Annotated in this window: 15 protein-coding genes, 1 tRNA gene and 1 pseudogene; 9 read left to right on the top strand and 8 right to left on the bottom strand. The window is 38.4% G+C overall.

Annotation, left to right across the window (positions count from 1 at the left end):
• The first annotated feature begins 418 nt into the window (after positions 1 to 418).
• The 5 genes from B2O97_RS24865 to B2O97_RS24885 all read left to right on the top strand — a co-directional run bounded on the left by B2O97_RS24865 (position 419) and on the right by B2O97_RS24885 (position 3,932).
• Positions 419 to 1,270 carry a DNA adenine methylase gene (locus B2O97_RS24865; RefSeq protein WP_088160771.1) on the top strand — a complete coding sequence of 284 codons (852 nt, stop codon included), beginning with the start codon at positions 419 to 421 and terminating at the stop codon, positions 1,268 to 1,270.
• 8 nt (positions 1,271 to 1,278) lie between these two features.
• A complete protein-coding gene (locus tag B2O97_RS24870; RefSeq protein ID WP_157698405.1) occupies positions 1,279 to 1,455 on the top strand; it encodes a hypothetical protein in 177 nt (58 codons plus the stop codon).
• A complete protein-coding gene (locus B2O97_RS24875; protein ID WP_286768333.1) occupies positions 1,442 to 2,659 on the top strand; it encodes an ArdC family protein in 1,218 nt (405 codons plus the stop codon). Before B2O97_RS24870 ends, B2O97_RS24875 begins: the two co-directional genes overlap by 14 nt.
• Positions 2,660 to 2,736: 77 nt before the next feature.
• Positions 2,737 to 3,258 carry a hypothetical protein gene (locus tag B2O97_RS24880; RefSeq protein WP_088160770.1) on the top strand — a complete coding sequence of 174 codons (522 nt, stop codon included), beginning with the start codon at positions 2,737 to 2,739 and terminating at the stop codon, positions 3,256 to 3,258.
• Between the two features lie 32 nt (positions 3,259 to 3,290).
• Complete coding sequence (locus B2O97_RS24885) at positions 3,291 to 3,932, top strand: hypothetical protein (protein ID WP_088160769.1); 642 nt, start codon at positions 3,291 to 3,293, stop codon at positions 3,930 to 3,932.
• Positions 3,933 to 4,005: 73 nt separating this feature from the next.
• Here the strand turns inward: B2O97_RS24885 and B2O97_RS24890 are convergent, their stop codons facing one another.
• Positions 4,006 to 4,236, bottom strand: coding sequence for a hypothetical protein (locus B2O97_RS24890; protein WP_286768334.1), 231 nt, complete (start codon positions 4,234 to 4,236; stop codon positions 4,006 to 4,008).
• Positions 4,237 to 4,349: 113 nt separating this feature from the next.
• Here B2O97_RS24890 and B2O97_RS24895 point away from each other — a divergent pair, with 113 nt between their 5' ends.
• On the top strand, positions 4,350 to 4,748 hold the full coding sequence (locus B2O97_RS24895) for a hypothetical protein (RefSeq protein WP_286768335.1): 399 nt from the start codon (positions 4,350 to 4,352) through the stop codon (positions 4,746 to 4,748).
• A gap of 182 nt (positions 4,749 to 4,930) precedes the next feature.
• On the opposite strand, the gene B2O97_RS24900 is transcribed toward B2O97_RS24895, so the two are convergent.
• Positions 4,931 to 5,191, bottom strand: coding sequence for a hypothetical protein (locus B2O97_RS24900; protein WP_088160767.1), 261 nt, complete (start codon positions 5,189 to 5,191; stop codon positions 4,931 to 4,933).
• A 395-nt stretch (positions 5,192 to 5,586) separates the two neighbouring features.
• The gene (locus tag B2O97_RS24905; protein ID WP_157698404.1) at positions 5,587 to 7,329 is read right to left on the bottom strand and encodes a hypothetical protein; all 1,743 of its coding nucleotides are present in this window, start codon (positions 7,327 to 7,329) and stop codon (positions 5,587 to 5,589) included.
• A gap of 101 nt (positions 7,330 to 7,430) precedes the next feature.
• On the opposite strand from B2O97_RS24905, the pseudogene B2O97_RS24910 reads away from it, so the two are divergent.
• A pseudogene (locus tag B2O97_RS24910) lies at positions 7,431 to 8,213 on the top strand (recombinase family protein); the annotation flags it as partial.
• A gap of 733 nt (positions 8,214 to 8,946) precedes the next feature.
• Here the strand turns inward: B2O97_RS24910 and B2O97_RS24915 are convergent.
• From B2O97_RS24915 to B2O97_RS24930, 4 genes are all read right to left on the bottom strand, one after another.
• Positions 8,947 to 9,030 (bottom strand) — tRNA-Leu (locus tag B2O97_RS24915).
• A 74-nt stretch (positions 9,031 to 9,104) separates the two neighbouring features.
• Entirely contained in the window at positions 9,105 to 9,983 is an 879-nt protein-coding gene (locus B2O97_RS24920; protein ID WP_115047823.1) for an exopolyphosphatase, read from the bottom strand.
• Between the two features lie 364 nt (positions 9,984 to 10,347).
• Positions 10,348 to 10,890 carry a hypothetical protein gene (locus B2O97_RS24925; RefSeq protein WP_070570475.1) on the bottom strand — a complete coding sequence of 181 codons (543 nt, stop codon included), beginning with the start codon at positions 10,888 to 10,890 and terminating at the stop codon, positions 10,348 to 10,350.
• Between the two features lie 75 nt (positions 10,891 to 10,965).
• Positions 10,966 to 13,542 carry a phosphoenolpyruvate carboxylase gene (locus B2O97_RS24930; RefSeq protein ID WP_115047821.1) on the bottom strand — a complete coding sequence of 859 codons (2,577 nt, stop codon included), beginning with the start codon at positions 13,540 to 13,542 and terminating at the stop codon, positions 10,966 to 10,968.
• A 384-nt stretch (positions 13,543 to 13,926) separates the two neighbouring features.
• On the opposite strand from B2O97_RS24930, the gene B2O97_RS24935 reads away from it, so the two are divergent.
• The gene (locus B2O97_RS24935; RefSeq protein ID WP_236560148.1) at positions 13,927 to 16,119 is read left to right on the top strand and encodes an FUSC family protein; all 2,193 of its coding nucleotides are present in this window, start codon (positions 13,927 to 13,929) and stop codon (positions 16,117 to 16,119) included.
• Between the two features lie 31 nt (positions 16,120 to 16,150).
• On the top strand, positions 16,151 to 17,131 hold the full coding sequence (locus B2O97_RS24940) for a YpdA family putative bacillithiol disulfide reductase (protein ID WP_115047819.1): 981 nt from the start codon (positions 16,151 to 16,153) through the stop codon (positions 17,129 to 17,131).
• On the opposite strand, the gene B2O97_RS24945 is transcribed toward B2O97_RS24940, so the two are convergent.
• Complete coding sequence (locus B2O97_RS24945; RefSeq protein WP_112374184.1) at positions 17,124 to 17,741, bottom strand: TetR/AcrR family transcriptional regulator; 618 nt, start codon at positions 17,739 to 17,741, stop codon at positions 17,124 to 17,126. The genes B2O97_RS24940 and B2O97_RS24945 overlap by 8 nt on opposite strands.
• Positions 17,742 to 17,776 lie beyond the last annotated feature (35 nt).

The following is a 17,776-nucleotide window of genomic DNA, read 5'->3' on the forward strand; positions in this document are numbered from 1 at the left end:
CGGGAAGTACCCGGCGCATCGCACCACGCTAACGCCGGGTGCTTTTCTGCGCCGGGTACTTCCCGAACACCTTTTGACACCCGCGCATGAAGGTCAGCAGCTGTTTTGGCACTGCTAATAAAAACTGCTGACCACCATGCCATTCCCCACTCAGAATACCCTATGTCAGGAGCGTTCTCTACCATTAAATTTCTAGCTATGAAGAAACTATTCAACCGCATAGACAGGATCAGGGCATCCGGATTCGCTACGCTAAACCTAGAGCAGTCTTCCCCTTACTACCATCTCAGCGGCCAGCGCTTTAAGGTATGTAGTATGGGCAAACCGGCCCTAAAATGCAGGGTAACACTTCTGGTGGATAACGTGCCGCTGGATTTCACCATAGATAATATTCTCTGACCCACTATATTCCGATCCTATGCACACCATTAGATTACGAACGCCCATCAGTTACTACGGCGGTAAACAGAAATTAGCCTCACGCATCATTTCCCTCATCCCTAGGCACACCTTATACTGCGAACCATTTATCGGCGGGGCCGCAATTTTCTTTGCCAAGCGCCCCTCGGAAATAGAGGTCATCAATGATACCAATGGGGAACTGATCAATTTTTATAGAACTGTCAAAGAAGATTTTTCAGCACTGGAAGCGGAAATCAGTACGAGCCTGCACAGCCGTGATCTCCACAGAAAAGCTTCCCTTATCTATAATAATCCCGATATGTTTGACCGGGTCAAAAGAGCCTGGGCCGTCTGGATACTGAGCACACAGTCTTTCGCAGGAATTCTAGATGGTACCTGGGGATTCGATCTGTCAAAAAACACCACAACAAAAAAAATCAATACCAAACGTCACGGCTTTACCCGCACTTTTGCACAGAGACTCCAACGCTGTCAGCTGGAATGTGCCGATGCATTATACGTCATCGCAAGTAGGGATACCCCAGAGAGCTTCTTCTACTGCGATCCCCCTTACTTTAATTCTGATCTTGGACATTATGATGGTTACACAGAGAAAGACTATGAGGACCTGCTTAATCTGCTAAGTGGTATCAAAGGGAAGTTTCTGCTTTCCTCTTACCCCTCGCCTATCTTAAAACGCTTCACAAAGAAATATGGCTGGCAGAAATGGTCCATCAATCAAAAGATTTCCGTCAATGCCAAAGCCGGTAACCAGAAAACCAAAACTGAGGTGCTGGTGGCAAACTATCCCATAGGCCAGCAGCTCGCCGTTCAATTGACCATACCGGATACTGACGATCCTGAATAACGAACAATATGGAAGAACATTTTGAAACACTAATGGGTAAACTCCGCCAGTTATATACCCAAGGGAAAGAAATAGGACTTTCGCTGGAAGAAGCGGTCATTTACGGTACCGACTATGCCGATGAATGGCCCATGGAGGAATTTGATAAATCTAGTCAACAGGAGGATCAAGATGGCCAACCCTAAAATAAAATCGCTCCATGAGCAGGTCGCAGCCGATCTGATCGAAAGGCTTAAAAAAGGAACAGCGCCATGGCAAAAGCCATGGAATGACAGCTCTGCCACATTAGAATTTCCTTATAATGCAATTACCGGAAAGTGTTATAAAGGTATTAACATATTTTCACTGCTTTCAGCCGATAGGGCTGACCCCAGATGGATGACTTTCAAGCAGGCTGCAGCTATGGACTGGCAGGTCCGAAAAGGCGAAAAAGCGAGGCTCGTCCAGTATGTAAAAACCCAGGATCTAATTCCTAAATTGGATGATAAGGGCAAGAAAATACTGGATGAAAACGGAAAACCCATCAAAATTTCTGTCCCGCTTGACCATGCCATTGTTACCGCAGCATGGGTATTTAATGCGGAACAGGTCGATGGTATCCCGCCAATGGCAAAAGAAACAGCACTTGCCCGGGACTGGGATCCAATTCTAAGGGCAGAAGAACTCGTAAGTCTCACTGAAGCTAAGCTATTTCATAACATGGGAAACCGCGCATTCTACAATCTGCATACGGATTCGATAACCATGCCCTTAAAGGAACAGTTTTCAGGCGCAGGCCTCTATTACGGCACCCTGTTGCATGAACTGGCGCACTGGACAGGCCATAACAGCAGGCTCGACAGATCTTTGTTCAATAAGTTCGGTACAGAAGCTTATGCGCGCGAGGAACTGCGCGCAGAAATAGCTTCGATGCTCATTGGTCAGGAGCTAAAGATAGGACATGACCCCGGACAACATGCCGCTTATGTGAAAAGCTGGATCCAGCTCCTCACTGATCATCCCTTTGAAATCCATGCTGCCGCCGCAGATGCTGAAAAAATATTAAACTACCTATTGACTTTTGAAAGAAAGCTTGAAATCAAGCAGTCAAATGCAAATGAGATCAAGCCTGAGCAGGCTATTCCTGAGTTAAAAAAAATAGGACTTTTTATTGGAGATGAGATTCCTTACAAGGATAACATCTTTAAGGTAACAGGACTGTTAAAAAAAGGACGGTTTCGGATGGAAGAATTAAATAGCGGTCGTTTTTTTGCCCTGACAAAAAATGATGAACTCTACAGGTCGCTGATCAATTGCAAACAACAATTGCAGCAAACAAGAATTAAAGATTCAAAACCAGACCTGGAACCTGTAAAAGAAGATATTTCTGTCCCAGTCCCAAAAAGATAAAGCAGACGCTTCCATCCTATTACTATTTATTCAGCTGTAGTATCCGGTCCTACTACTGTCATTAATAATGATTTTTTATGAAAATAACAGATTCTCAACTGTTCGATAATTCCCGGCCCTATTACCATGGCACAGATGCAACCTTTGATAAATTTGATGCCACATTTAAAGGTAGCAATACCGGCTGGGACAATACAAAACATGGCTTTTTCTTTGCTGACAAAAAAGAAAATGCATTACTGTTCGGTGATATCCTGATCACCGCGTACCTTGATATTAAGAACCCCATAGACTTACGCCTTCACTCCATCTTCTCTCTAGAAAATCAGGCCTCCCTCATTTGGGAAATCCTCACAGGGGACCAGCTTGAAGCAAAAAAAGCTCTTCGCAAACTCAACCGGGAAATAAGCCTGGGTGAAATCGGTGATCTATATGACAGTCTGAACAGTGAAGACAGTCATCTCATGTTTGAGAAAGCTGGATATGATGGCATCATATCCAGCCTGGGAGACGACCATCCTGAATTCGTTGTGTTCCATACCTCCCAGATTGAGATCATCTCCATAGAGAGGCAGAATTTTATAGGACGATCTCGTTAATCATATTTCATTTAAAAGTTAATGATGTCATTATGAAAATAGAATTAAAAGAAATCCATCACAGCGCGCAGCTTAGTGAGGAAACACATGCCTTCACCGCTAATCTTTATATCAATGGAACACACGCAGGCTACGCCAAAAATAATGGCCATGGAGGCGCTACCTATTATCAGGCGAAAGACGAGAAAGGAAAGGTTCTCATTAAGGAAGCTGAAAAATATTGCGCAGAACTGCCGCCAAGAAATACTGAAGACAAATTGCAGGATGATCTTTTATGGGATATGGATCTAGCGCAGTATATTGATGATCTACTTCATCTTTATCTGGAGAAAAAAGAAATAGACCGGTTCAATACCAAATTGAATAAACGCATGTTAGATGGTCTCGTCTTAGGCATCCCAGATCAATCGTTCCGCGGTTTTATATACCCCTTGCCAATGGTACAACTACTGGCTCACCCAAAAGGACCGGAAATAGTGTTAAAAGATCTCTCTGAAAAAGTCCTTCCTTTGTTAACGGATGGGAATAAACTCTTAAATACCAACATTCCAGAAAGTATTATTAAAGCAGCAGGTTTAGATGAGCAGCAGTATGTAAAACCGTTGGTTAGAAATATTCGGTATGGAATGATTCCATATAAAGAAGAAGAAAGCAATAGAAATAGATCCAGATAATGATCTAATAATTGGATTATTTGCTGAAAACAATTCGGAAGCTACTTTCGTGAATAGAAAGCAGGTTGAAAACTTAATATCGGTTTCTTGTCTGTGACCTTAACCACTCATCAAGCATCCGTTCTCTTTCCTTCCTCCTTCTCGATTCCTTTTCTCTGCGGTCCACAACAAAAATAAAGGGTATCCAAATACCCATACCAATACACCAAAGAAGTAAGGAATTACTTCCCGACATATTCATCGCAACAAATAAAGTGCCACACGAGACAAACAATGTAAATAAAAAATATAATACCATTCCCATAATCAAATTGAGTTTAGTTCCTAAACTCAATTTACGAAATATACCACTGTAATACAAATGTTTACACAATAAATATGCAATTTTACATGAAAGAATTAATTGATAAACACGTATTGATACACCCTCTATTACCTATCGATCCTGCACAGAAACAGGGGCATCTCGGCACAATTTCCTACGCAAGTTATGACAATGAGATAATGGAAGTCAGCTTCGAAGATGGTGAAAAGTCTCTTTATCTTACAGATGCCCTGCTAGTATTCAAATCGATTCGAGAGTTGTCCCAGACCATAAAAGAACAGCAACTATTAACTGAAAAAAATCTCAAGACCTTCATGGACGTCTATTTAATCCTGAAGAATGAAGGTCGATCACAAGTACCTAAAGCATTCCACATGATATTATCAAATAACCAAATACTGAGTCTAGCTACAGTATCGCTAACAAGCAGACTTGAATTGACTCTTCCCGAAGACATGCACCCATATTGGCAGAAAGGGCCAAAGCGTTAACAATTAATAAAAGAGATTGAAATAAAAGGAATTTGAGGCTAAAAAGCATCACGAGATCTAGAATAGGACACATTTTCGCAAGAAAATTAAAAGAGATCCGGATTCTTATGACGATTTAGATCAAAGGGGGTACGTCGTGGCAAATATTGACTTTAGTTTTCTAAAAAAATAGAAAACTAAAACTATAAACGATATCTTAGAGAAATTGACCGCCCTATGTCATTCGCAAACTCAATATCATTTTCTGAACCTTCAAAATGCCATCTGTCTTGATTTTTTTTTAGTTTCTGAACCATGCCATCAAGAAGAATAGAAATTTCAGAAATCCCCCTATGTAATTCCTTCTCTAAAATTCTAATTTGAAAATCTTGGCCTTTAAAAGTTATTCTAAATGATTGTGCTGGTATATTACTTTGTGCTAGTGTATCTATTGTCTCTTCCATATTTCTACCTGTAAATTTAATAAAAGGCTTTAAAATTAGATATCAAAAAAGGTTAAAAATCCTGTTTAGCTTTTTTTATCCATATCGATGATATATTGAATATCTATCCTATTTTCCCAAACCTATTGTTCACTGACCTATGCATCAACTTAAAAAAATTACGACAATCTCAGTAATTGAATATTTTAAAAAGTTAGAAATAGAAATATCCGAAGAAGACGCATCTTTAGTACTGGAGCATTTAACTGACATCGCTAAACATGCTCTTGAAGATTATTTTAAGTCTCTAATTAATCAGACAAAGTAATCGCAGCATTATCAAATTTTGATGACAAATTTAAGAATGTGAATTCAATCTTTTCTGATTGTAGTAAATTGTTCAGTTATCCGAATATCTAATCATCTCCCAAATTTCTAAATTCAGTAGACATCAATCTCTCTTTAGAAGGAATTGACCTGATAAAATCCATAACATACTGATTAAACGACAGGTAACTATCCAAAACACTAGATTTCAACTCATTAAAAGACGTCTTTTTATCAATTTTCAATAGCAACTTCCTCCGATAAAGATGGTTGTTGATCAAAATTTCCAACTTCACTTTTCCAGCTCTTATATATTCAGTAAGGCCAATTAAGCCATCGATATGAAGAATTACTAAATCTTTTATCTGAAACCCGATAATCCCAAATTCCTTAAGTTCATTTATAAGCTTATCCCGTTCTATTTTGAACCATTCAATCATTAAACTTTCAATACCAGGAACCGTTAGATTAATATCATAGACAATTAGGATCGGATATAATCTTAAAGATTGCGGCTTATAATTTTGATCAAATATAAACTTCTTTGTTAAACTTAACTTGATCCTGGTAATTAATTGCATGATTGCTTTTTCAGGTCCCTCTGTACTATAGTATTTCTTTTTTATTTCCTCTTGAATACTATTGATGTTAAAAGATTGTTTGGTAACCCCAGAAATAAAACTATCTTTAACTTCCACCAAAAAAACTTTGTTCCCATTCCGGACATAGTAATCGGGTTCTGAACTTTTCATTTTTTTTTTCATTTCAGCACCAGAAAAATTTAAAACACTTTTATTCTCATAGGCTCTTTTCATCAATTTGTAAACAAGATAACCTTCGGAAAAATGAGTAGTATAATCCGCTCGAAAACGATTTTCAGAAATACCTAATGCTGGATTTGATTTAACAATTGATTTACAATCCCAATAAATAGAATTATAAACCTTATTAAATATCATAGCCCTATTGATAATGACGTATTCGTTTTCTGACACTAAATAAAGAGGTTTGTTCCGAATAGGTAAAAAATCAAACTCTTCTATATTTTCTTTGTTTTCCTCGATATCATTCTGATGGTTATATAATTCCAGAAAATCTTGACTCACTTTATCTTTACCATTTATCGTAATTGCATCGCCATTGCAAAGCATTAATAGCGGGAATATTTTAGTAGCATAGTCTTGAAAACTAGTAATCTTCTTCGAAGCGAGATAAAGCTGAAATAAATTATTATTATATGAACAGAGAAAATCCATACAGTGTTTTACCTTTATCAATTGATAAATTGCTTGCTCAAGACTGAAATAACTAAAATCATAACTACTGATAAGTGAAGCCGTAGATAACCAAGTAGCCCTCAATATTCCTGAATATTCCGCTGGTACTGTTTTGCCAATACTATCTTGCCTATCAGCGAAAATTTCATTCATTTTAATATAAGCAATAAAAAAATCTAAATGTGACTCATCAAAATTTACTTCCATATTATGCTTCACTTCAGGAAGGCTAATTGCCAATATATTCATTTTCAAATTTGTATAATGGTTTATTAATATAAGCCGTGCACCTCCACCGATCTCCTCTCTATAACCATGAAAAATTTTAGAAATTATTATCTCCCCCATTTTTCCTTCGGTCCCGAACCAATAGATAATTTGGCGTTGAATTTCTATTATTTTTTTTTGTAAAATAGAATTCATTACTGCTATCATTTTCAGCGTAAGTGCTTTCCCATAAGGTTCTAAAATTTCCTTTGGCTCTCTGGTGTCGTAATCGAAAATTTTTGAAAATACAACAATAAGAGACATTTTGAGTTTGGAGTGAGCTGACATACAGAATATTAAAGGTTAATAATTAATCATTTAATGATAAAAATACAATTATTTTACCATTTTTTTTAGTAAATTCACCTTAGATATTAAACCCAATTAATATGAATGTTGCCAATTTATATATCCGAGTTAGTACAGATGAACAAGCAGAAAAAGGATATTCACAAAGAGATCAAGAAGAACGCTTAAAAAAATTCTGCGAAATAAATAGGATTACAATCCGTCAAGTAATATTCGAAGATCATTCTGCAAAAACTTTTGATCGTCCAGAATGGAAGAAAATGCTTCTTGACTTAAAGAAAAATAAAAGTAAGTCCAATATTCTGTTATTTACAAAGTGGGATAGGTTTAGTCGAAATGCGGGCGATGCATATCAAATGATAAGTTTGTTAAGGTCTTTAGGAGTAGAACCCCAAGCTATCGAGCAGCCGCTTGATTTAACGGTTCCTGAAAACAAAATGATGTTGGCATTCTACTTAGCAGCTCCTGAGGTAGAAAATGATCGCAGAGCGTTAAATACGACAAACGGTATGAGAAGAGCGCGAAAAGAAGGAAGGTGGATGGGCCCCGCTCCTGCAGGATATAGAAACTGGCTAAATGAATATGGGAAAAAGTCTATTGAGCTTAAAGAACCCGATGCATCACTCATGAAATGGGCATTTGAAGAACTGGCTAAAGGTGTCTATAATACGCAACAAATTCACCTTAAAGTACGAGAGAAAGGCTTGGATATCTGCAAAGCTTATTTTTGGAAGTGTATTAAAAATCCTGTGTACTGTGGACGAATTGTGGTTCCTGAATACGAAGGTGAAGAAGAATACACGGTGAAAGGCCAACATGAGGCTATTATCTCTGAGTATACATTTAACAAAGTTCAGGAGATCTTAGACAAGAGAAAAAGAAATAAGTACCGAACAAAGATTGTCACAAGAGAAGAATACCCCTTAAGAGGATTTCTCATATGTCCTATATGTTCAAAACCATTGACTGCAAGTAAATCCAAAGGTTACAGTCAACATTATGCATATTACCATTGCAAACTTCAATGTAGGCAAAGATTCAATACAGAAATAGTCCATCAAAAATTCGAGCAAGAGCTTGAAAAATTTGAGCCTAGAGCTGATGTTATTGGATTATACTCGACGATTTTACAAGAGCTGTATACGCAAAGAACAAAAGGCAATTTAACTGAAAAAGTTGAAATTGAACGAAGAATTAGGTCCCTCGAGGATAACACATCTAAAGCGAGAGATCTTTTAATTAGAGGAGATATCGATCCTCAAGATTTCAAAGAATTAAAATTAAAATATACAAGTGAGATTAACGAGCTTGAGGAGAGGCAACAAACTCTAAAAAATGCAAGAGGGTCAATGGACATTTTTCGAACTGAAAGTATCAGTAAATTCAAAAATATGGCCTCTATTTACAGGAAATGCAATATCGAGCAAAAACGTAAATTAATCAGTTCGATTTATCCCGAAAATTTGACGTTTTCAGGAACAAGTTTTCGAACTGCTAGGGTCAACCATTTCTTACACTATATCTATTTGATTAATAACGAATTACGTCCAAAAAAAAAGCAGACAAATCTTAATTTTAAAGAGTTGTCTGCTAAAGTGCCCAGGAGCAGATTCGAACTGCCACGCCCATGCGAGCGCCACCCCCTCAAGATGGTGCGTCTACCAATTTCGCCACCTGGGCTCATATTCACCTTTGGTATCACAAAAATAAAGATTTTTCGCTCTTTTACAAGTCGAAAATCGCTTTTTACAGCATTATTTTACTAAATTCCTATTGATCAAGGTTCTAATTACACCGTCGACAAGCCCAACCCTTGGAACAATGATTTGTTTTAGACGACCATGCTTCATAATCGTTAGAAAAATCTCACTCGCAGGAATAATGACATCGGCACGATCTTCGTTTAAACCCAATAAGATAATGCGTTCTTTCAAAGAAAATGAAGATAAATGCTCATACACGGCTTTTAATTTAGCATAGGATAATGGTTTATCCAATTTTTCATTGGAAAGGCGCGCAAGCTTATTAATATTGCCGCCAGTACCAATACCAACCACTTGCTTATACATATGCGTATTGCTACGTACCCATTCCCTCAGTTCATCCCAGGTTTCTGCCTTGTCCTGATTGTCGAGGATACGGATTGTGCCCAAGTTGAAGGACCTGGAATTAACCAAAACACCATTGGCAAATAACGATAATTCTGTACTACCCCCACCTACATCAATGTAAAGGTAAACTTTGTCCTTTTCCATCTTATTATCCCAATGGCTATTGTAAATAATCTCTGCCTCCTTTGCCCCTTCTATAATATCGATGTTGATACCGTTTTTCTTGACCTCCGCAACAATATCAGCGCCATTTCGTGCATCACGCATGGCCGAAGTCGCGCAGGCCATATAATCCTCCACGTTATAAACATCCATCAACTCCCGAAAGGCCTTCATCGTTTTAACCAAACTCTCGGCTTTCCTAGGTGAAATTTCCTGATGAATAAACGCATCATCCCCCAAACGAAGTGGAACACGTAACAGTGTATTTTTCTTAAAATTATATTGGTCTTTCTGTCCAATAATGTCAGCTATCAAAAGACGGACTGCATTGGAACCTATATCTATTGCGGCGTATCTCACTTTATATACGATTTCATTAAATTACGCTAAAATAAACACAGTTATTAAAAACTGTGTTATATAAATGTTAAGTTATCATTAATTTAACAAATAACAAACGATTATTCCAGGGAATTCTTGTGTACACAACACTGATATGTCTTACAATAACTAAAATTTCCATTTTATCAAGAATACAAACTCATTTCCTGCCAAAATCATCTCGCTGGCAATCAACTGAGTCGGAATACAGATAGCACATCCTATCGAAACTCAGTACCTATCACAATTCCATGCAGAAAATCTAGTATTGTCAACAAAAAAATCATAAAAAAAGGAATATTCATCTTAATGAATACTCCTTTCCTTTTATTTATCTTATTTCTTAGTGATGGTGTTCTTCAACTTTACCGCCAGCTAATTTGTAGATCTCTTCCACTTTTTTCAAAGACTCCTCCGAAAGGTGAATAACATCCTTGTTTGTATTGTGCTCTTCATGAGACAATCTAGTATTGATCTCACCTTGTTTTTCAACCACTAGCGCTAAAAATGCTTTATCATTGAATGCCGCTGTACTGTCCGAACCAATTGAAGCAGGAACTTGAAATGCAGGCACGCCACGTTGCGCATCGCCAACATGCAATTCTTTTGCTAAATTGTCCAATTCTGGTAACACTGTTGCGTAAGCTTCTTTAATCTTTGCAGCTACATTTTTCACCTCTGCTGAGGTAGATTGTTTTGCAGCTACATCAGCAAGATTTACCAAGTAGTTTCCATTTTCGCCAACGAATTTAATCATTGCAAAGGCATCACCATCCGCTAAGGATGCATTAGAGTATTGACGCTGTCTATCTGCAGCTGTTTGACCACAAGATGCAAATAATGTACCCGCACAAGCCGCAACAATAAATAACTTATTAATCTTCATATCAATTTTGTTAACTATACAAAAGTAGATAAAATATATGTTCTCCGAAACCCTATCCGTGAAAAGAAAGAAAAATTACGCAACATTTCTTCCGGCATTCACCACGCCAAAGATTGTACGCGCTATTAATTTCGAATAATCTTCACGTTGTGCATCAGTCAGCTGATCCGAATTCAATGCACGAATCGCAAAATGCTGTATAACCAATAACGGTAATACAATTCCCTCGCGCGCTAAAATAGACTCACGATCCACAGGATAGTTTTCCATCAATTTTGAGGTTCCGCTCAGCTTTAACAGATATTCTTTTGTTATTTGGTACTCGGCATACAAAGTTTTCCAAAAGTCACCATAAATAGGATCATCTTTCATGTATGCTGTAATATCAAAGTTGGACTTTGTCATCGACATCATACAATTGTCGATCAATGTTTGGAAAAATCCAGATGACACATACAATTGCTGCACGTCTTTCCAAAGGTTATTTTTTTCAGCCCATTGCAATGCTGTTCCGACACCATAAAACCCAGGAATATTTTGTTTCAGCTGGCTCCATGAAGTTACAAAACTAATCGCCCGCAAATCTTCCAATCGCAATTCGCGGCCTGAGTTACGTTTTACAGGTCTACTTGAAATATTGATCGACGATAGCGCTTTCAATGGCGACATCGTTTCCAGATAAGGTAAAAACAATTCATTCGTCCGTAGATCCATAAACTTATGATGACTTAGCTCAGCCAGCTTATCAATGATCTCCTGTTGATGTTTGGTTAAGGTATCGCCTACGCGTTGTTTCAAATCTGAAATAATTCCAGCGTGCAACAATTGCTCTATATTAAATCGTGCCGTATCTAAAGAACCATACTGACTACTGATTGTTTGTCCTTGAATCGTCAATTGAATATGATCGTTGGCAATCTCTTTACCCATCGATGCATAAAAACGCTGTGTCTTACCACCGCCACGTGCCGGAGGTCCACCACGACCGTCAAAAAACACCAAATCGACATCGTACTCGCGAGATATCGCCGTAAGTTCGATTTTTGCACGATAAATCGACCAGTTCGCCATCAAGTATCCACCGTCTTTGGTACTATCTGAATAGCCCAACATAATGGTCTGTTTGTTTCCTCTACGCTTCAAATGCGCTTTATACTCCTTGTTACTATACAAGGTTTTCATCACATCTGCTGCTCTCGTCAAATCATCAACGGTCTCAAACAAGGGTACAAAATCGATCGTTAAAGCATCCTTCTTCCATCCAGACCATAAAAATAATTGACGCAGTCCCAAAATATCACTTGCCTGTTGGCAATTGCTGATGATAAAGCGTTGCGCAGCTCGCTCAGAACCGGAACGTTGAATCTCCTTTAACAATTTGATCACACCAGATGTATCTTTCGTCAACGGATCTGCATCTTCTCCCACCGTTAAGTCAAGTTCTTTGAATTTTAATGCTTTTTGCTTATCATTTTCACTGAGCTCCAGATAATCCAATGGCATTCCAGTCTTTTCCTGATTGTGCTGAATCAGATAATTGGTAGCCTCACGTAATATCCGACTGTCTTGTCTGATATCCAATGTGGTAAAGAAACAACCAAAAGTCATCACTTTGCGGAGTAAGTCATCAACGATTTCTACAAAAAGTCCATTGTGATATTCCTCCAAAACATTTTTGATTGCTTTCAGATTTGTGATAATATTATCAGTTTCGTCTGCTGGATGTTCGACTGGATTAAAACTGTTTTCGTAGAACAATGTTTGGAGATTTTCCATATATTCCTCTACACCTCTAAATGTGATGCGCCGTCTAACAATACGAAAATCCCTATAGTAACATCTAAACAAAATGGTACGTAGCAATGCGGCAACTTTCTTGGTGCTATCAACACTTACGTTGGGATTACCATCACGGTCACCTCCAGGCCAAAAGCCCAGTTCAATCAATTGTTTGACTTCTTCGGTATCCACGTCCAATTCATCATCAATAAAAGACTGAATTTCCGATGCTACTTTATAAAATACGTTTTCCAAAAACCAAGCTAAGCTCGCAGCCTCATCAACTGGAGTCGGTTTATTTTTATTGATGAAAGGCGTTTTACCCAGTTGCTGTAGCAATAAATGTATACTATGGATATCATTGGTCTTGATTGCATCGATCAGGTCGTTGATAATACCCAATACTGGTCCCGGATAGAATTGCGTAGGATGTGCAGTCAACACAAGACGTACAGAAAAATCCTTCAATTTTGACACGATCTTACGGCGCATATCTTCGCTGCCCTCGGCATTTTTTATTAATGCCCCCAAGACATTTTCGTCATCGCCACGGCCCACCATCTGAAAGGATGAGTCTTCGATCGCATCAAATAAAACAACCTGACGCTCTATATATTGAACAAATCGAAACAACAAATCAATTCGTTGTTCTTCCGAAGAAAATTCCTCATGCTGATCGAAGAAACTTTTTATGATCTCATCAGGAGTTAAATGCTGATCCACACCCTTTTCACATTGCTTTGCAAAAAATGGTAATAAAGTACCTGTATCTTTAACACGTTGAAATGGCAATGTTAAAAACAAACTTTTGAAAAGCTCAAAGCGTGTCAATACCTCGTCCTGAAAGACGGCTTCATTTTTACTTTGCTTCATATTTAAATCTTTGAAAGTGGTCAAGAGAATTTAGGTGACTCTTGAAAATTTGTAATGTCTCTGAAATAACCCTATGGCTCCAAATATAACAATATTATAGCTAAACAAATAAAAAAATATAAATTAATCAAAAAAACAATTGAAATATTATAAACATACTAACAAATTTTAGTAAATTTTCATTTTTAACACATTAATGCAATGCAGTATAGCAACGAAGACCTTGAGAACCTGATCCTGTTAAGCCCCGCTACAAAATGAACCATCCCTGATCTGACAGGAACGGAACAGCTATCTCGCTTTCATCCGTACTAAAAATGCAAACATAGCCGAACAATTGTTTTTAATATGAAAAGCAATTTATCTAAGTTTGTACTATACATTATGAAACAGACACAAGAAATAAAAAGTTTTTTCTATAGCCAATATTTTGCGGATGGACTCCGAATTACCATCGGATGTATTGTGCCTGTCCTAATCTTTGCAACTATCGGGCAATTTACCAATGGAACCATTGTTTCCCTGGGAGCGCTCTTGGTAGGTCTCTCCGATACGCCCGGAGCACCTAGCCATAGAAGGAAAGGCATGATTGCGGGTGCGATTTTGACTACGTTAACTTTTATTTTAACCAATATAGTTAATCAAAATGTCTATCTACTGGCGATTTTTATCGGCGTAGCCTGCTTTATATTTGCCATGTTTGCAGTATTCAATAGCAGGGCCGCCAACGTAGGCCTTATGTGTATTCTGATGATGTTGATCCATGTGCAGATTCACTATCCTCTTGCTGAAGCCATCAACTATTTAGGCTTCTATACATTAGGTGGTCTATGGTATATCGCCATTAGTCTTTCCATCACCCAGGCACGCCCTTACAGGCTCGCCGAACAGGAGCTATCCGAAACAATTCGCTATGTGGCTGATTACATCCGGCTGAAAGCTAATTTTTACGATGCTAAAATTGATAATGATAAAAACTACCTCAAACTGATCGACAAACAAGTTGAAGTCAATCAGCATCAGGAAAACCTACGGGATGTATTGTTTCAAAGTAAACGATCAATTAAAGATACCACAAAGGTGGGACGTTATTTAACCCTCGTCTTCAACGATATTGTCGATCTCTTTGAGCAAAGTATGGCGGCACACTATGATTACAACACCATCAGCGAACGCTTTGGTCCTACCGGAATCTTGGAAGATTTCAAAAACGTGATCCTAAAATATACCAATGAGCTTGACAATTTGGCTTATCAGCTCAATACCAATACACAGCCAAAACCACTGTACGATTTCGATTCGGATCTCAGTCGCCTTCACACTAAAATCGATCAGCTGGATAAAAATCAAGAGTATAGCACCTTTGCTTTACGCAAAGTGTTGATCAATTTGCGTGATTTGGTTCGCCGAATCAAAAATATCTATGGTTACTCGCATCTACAACCGGACGATGTCAAACGAAAAGAAATTGACGACGCAAAACGCTTTGTCCAAAGTTCTGCAATTGATTTCAAAAAGTTCCGCGAAAATCTTACCCTAAAATCCACCATCTTTCGACATGCGTGCCGCATGGCAATTGTCATGTCGGTCACTTATTACGTGTTTGAGGTCACCAATATCACAAATAATGTATATTGGATTCTCCTGACTATCATGGTTATCCTAAAGCCTGGCTTCGGGCTCACAAAGGAGAGGAATATCCAGCGTCTAATCGGTACAACGATCGGTGGACTCATCGGAGCCCTCATCCTGTTAACCATTCATGACCCAACGGTCCTTTTCGTTCTACTGGTATTCTTTTTTCTGACGGCATATAGCTTATTCCGGGTCAATTATGTCATTGCCGTACTTTTTATGACCCCTTATGTATTAATTATGCTGAGCTTCGTCAGCGCCAATACATTGGACGTCACCAAAGAACGCATACTGGACACCTTTATCGGCGGCATGATTGCATTCTTATCCAGTTATATTATTTTTCCAAATTGGGAAAGCATGCAAGTCAAGGAATCCATGCGAAAGCTACTGATAGCCAACTACAATTACATCTTTCAGGCATTGAAAGAAATTGCAGGCCAAGCGCCTTCCATCACCGACTACAAACTAACACGCAAGGCAGTCTATGTGGAAACAGCCAACATGGGTTCCACATTCCAACGTATGCTTACGGAACCCAAGAAACGTCAAAAATATAGTAAGGAAGTCAACAAATTCGTCATATTCAACCATATTCTAGCTTCTTTTTCGGTGACATTGATGAACCATCTCGACGAAATGGACAATAATTATATCAATAAGGACCATGTCCGGACAATTCGAAAAATATTAAGCTCCTTGGAGCAATCCATTCAGCTGCTGCATTCTGCCGATAGTGTCAATGCATTTGTTCCTTTGGCAATCGAAATTCCAAACAACCAATTTGATAATACAGATGTCAGTTCAGTTGATGGACAGTTATTGAGCGAACAGCTGGACTTTCTCAATAAAATTGCACAGGACCTCCATAAAATAGTTCAGGATCTTCACGCTAAAAGCACAGCAATGTCAGAAAATGAACTGCCTAAAGCTTTAAGCTGATTTATTCTTTAAAATTCTCGACATTTATACCATGAGCGATACGATAACACGGTACGACCTGATCATAGTTGGCGGCGGGCCAATTGGCTTAGCTTGCGCCTTAGAAGCCAAAGAAGCAAATTTAAACTACCTTATTCTCGAAAAGGGCTGTTTGGTCAACTCATTATATAATTACCCCCAAAATATGACCTTCTTCTCTTCCTCCGAAAGATTAGAAATAGGTGATATTCCATTTGTCACCACCAATCCCAAGCCAAAACGCATGGAGGCGCTGGAATATTACAGACGTATACAGCAAAAGTTCGCACTGGATACCCATCTTTTTGAAGAAGTACTGGAAATTAAGAAAGAGGACACGGAGTTTCTGGTCAGCAGTAGCAAAAGCATATACCTGAGCAAGAAAGTCATCATCGCCACGGGTTTTTATGACATACCGATGTTGCTCAATATCCCGGGCGAAGAACTTCCCAAAGTGAGGCATTACTACGACGATCCACATTATTATAGCAGCCAAAAGGTGATCGTTGTCGGCGCCAGTAATTCATCCATTGATGCCGCCCTTGAAACCTACCGAAAAGGAGCACAAGTTTCTTTGGTAATCCGCGGTAGCGAAATCAGCCGCCGGGTAAAATATTGGGTAAAACCTGATATTGAAAATCGAATTGCCGCGGGTGAAATCGATGTCTATTATAACAGCCACTTAACAGAAGTTACTCCAACTACTGCGCATATCCAAACCCCAGATGGTATGGTCGAACTCGATAATGATTTTGTACTGGCTTTAACCGGCTATCGCCCAAATTTTGATTTTTTGAAAAAGATCGGAATTGATATTCCCCAAGAAGCACCTTGCATTCCCAGCCATAATGAAGAAACAATGGAAACAAATATTGCCGGGATTTATTTGGCAGGTGTCGTTTGCGGTGGCTTAAATACCCACCTTTGGTTTATTGAAAATTCACGAATTCATGCCAAACAGATTATCGGACATATTCGCTCAACACTTACTTGAAGACTTGAAAACGTAAGCCATTTAAGAAGATTTTCATCATTTTCTTCTGTAAACTGAGAATATGATCGAATTCTTCTTTTGTTGGGAACAACATGTTTTTCATATCCTTTAATATGCCCATACGCATACCGAATAGTGAATACAAAAGAATCCGCGCAGTTTCATTGATATCTTCCACCTGTATCTCGCCGGCATCGATACCAATCTTGAGAATCTTCTCAATAATTTCTACCTCACGGAGATAAGACTCTTTGAAAACCTGTTCCAGCTCGTCCGGAAGCTCTTTGACCATCTTCATGGTGTATTCAAATAAATTATAATACTGATTGATGATCTTGACACGCATATCAATGGAGTACATCATAATCTCCTCAAAGTCTCCCCCTTTTCCAATGACATCCTCAAGGTCCTCGATCATTTTGTCGATGACATATTCGAAAACCGCAGAATATAAGCTATTCTTATCCGGAAAATAATAATACAGCAATGCTTTTGAAAAATTGAGATCCTTGGCTATTTCCGACATCGTTGTCTTAGCCATTCCAAAATGTGCAAAGCGCCTTGTCGCAGCTTCTAGAATTTTGATTCTTTTTACATCTGCATTACCCATTAAACTTATATTTTTTATCGTTAAATAAACGGTTT

The sequence above is a fragment of the Sphingobacterium sp. UBA865 genome (assembly GCF_002295765.1).
In the GTDB taxonomy this organism is placed as follows: domain Bacteria; phylum Bacteroidota; class Bacteroidia; order Sphingobacteriales; family Sphingobacteriaceae; genus Sphingobacterium; species Sphingobacterium multivorum.